1 rRNA gene is annotated in these 1,707 nt (G+C 54.7%); it reads left to right on the top strand.

Annotated elements, in window-relative coordinates:
• Window positions 1-69 precede the first annotated feature (69 nt).
• Window positions 70-1,598, top strand: a 16S ribosomal RNA gene (locus tag GXN74_RS14205).
• Window positions 1,599-1,707 lie beyond the last annotated feature (109 nt).

Here is a 1,707-nt window from a genome sequence, read left to right as displayed (position 1 = left end):
AAAACAACGTAATTCCAAGACTAAACCCGCGAAAGCGGAAGGTCAGAGTTTATGCTGCCGGAGAGAACTTTTTATGAGAGTTTGATCCTGGCTCAGGATGAACGCTGGCGGCGTGCCTAACACATGCAAGTCGAGCGGGATTCAAGCGGAAGCGGCTTCGGCCGAAGAAGCTTGATGAGAGCGGCGGACGGGTGAGTAACGCGTGGGCAACCTGCCTTGTACAGGGGGATAACACAAAGAAATTTGTGCTAAAACCGCATAAGCCTACAGTCCCGCATGGGACGGTGGGAAAACACTCCGGTGGTACAAGATGGGCCCGCGTCTGATTAGCTGGTTGGTGGGGTAAAGGCCTACCAAGGCGACGATCAGTAGCCGACCTGAGAGGGTGATCGGCCACATTGGGACTGAGACACGGCCCAAACTCCTACGGGAGGCAGCAGTGGGGAATATTGCACAATGGGGGAAACCCTGATGCAGCGACGCCGCGTGAAGGAAGAAGGTCTTCGGATCGTAAACTTCTATCAGCAAGGAAGAAGATGACAGTACTTGACTAAGAAGCCCCGGCTAACTACGTGCCAGCAGCCGCGGTAATACGTAGGGGGCAAGCGTTATCCGGAATTACTGGGTGTAAAGGGTACGTAGGCGGCATGGCAAGTCAGATGTGAAAGCTCCGGGCTCAACCTGGGGACTGCATTTGAAACTGCCAAGCTAGAGTGCAGGAGAGGCAAGTGGAATTCCTAGTGTAGCGGTGAAATGCGTAGATATTAGGAGGAACACCAGTGGCGAAGGCGACTTGCTGGACTGTAACTGACGCTGAGGTACGAAAGCGTGGGGAGCGAACAGGATTAGATACCCTGGTAGTCCACGCCGTAAACGATGAGTGCTAGGTGTCGGCTCTTGAAGGGTCGGTGCCGAAGTGAACGCATTAAGCACTCCACCTGGGGAGTACGATCGCAAGATTGAAACTCAAAGGAATTGACGGGGGCCCGCACAAGCGGTGGAGCATGTGGTTTAATTCGAAGCAACGCGAAGAACCTTACCAGGTCTTGACATCGATCCGACGTGGACGTAACGGTCCATTCCCTTCGGGGCGGAGAAGACAGGTGGTGCATGGTTGTCGTCAGCTCGTGTCGTGAGATGTTGGGTTAAGTCCCGCAACGAGCGCAACCCTTATCTTTAGTAGCCAGCATTTCGGATGGGAACTCTAGAGAGACTGCCGGGGACAACTCGGAGGAAGGTGGGGATGACGTCAAATCATCATGCCCCTTATGATCTGGGCTACACACGTGCTACAATGGCGGCTACAAAGGGAAGCGAGGGAGTGATCCGGAGCAAACCCCAAAAAAGCCGTCCCAGTTCGGATTGTAGTCTGCAACTCGACTACATGAAGTTGGAATCGCTAGTAATCGCGAATCAGAATGTCGCGGTGAATACGTTCCCGGGCCTTGTACACACCGCCCGTCACACCACGGGAGTCGGAGGCGCCCAACGTCAGTGGCCCAACCGCAAGGAGGGAGCTGCCTAAGGCGAAATCGATGACTGGGGTGAAGTCGTAACAAGGTAGCCGTATCGGAAGGTGCGGCTGGATCACCTCCTTTCTAAGGAAACGGATCCGGCGAAAGCCCCAGGGCTGGAGTTTGGGTACCGTAAATGCGCGAAAGCGCGGTCAAGGGAAGACCTAAAAACCCCAAGTGCAGCAAACTGGGA

Origin of the sequence: Anaerotalea alkaliphila (assembly GCF_010179735.1) — a bacterium.
Classification (GTDB): Bacteria; Bacillota; Clostridia; order Lachnospirales; family Vallitaleaceae; genus Anaerotalea; species Anaerotalea alkaliphila.
Note: the sequence above shows the minus strand (reverse complement) of the source record. Positions and strands in the feature narration are given on the sequence as shown.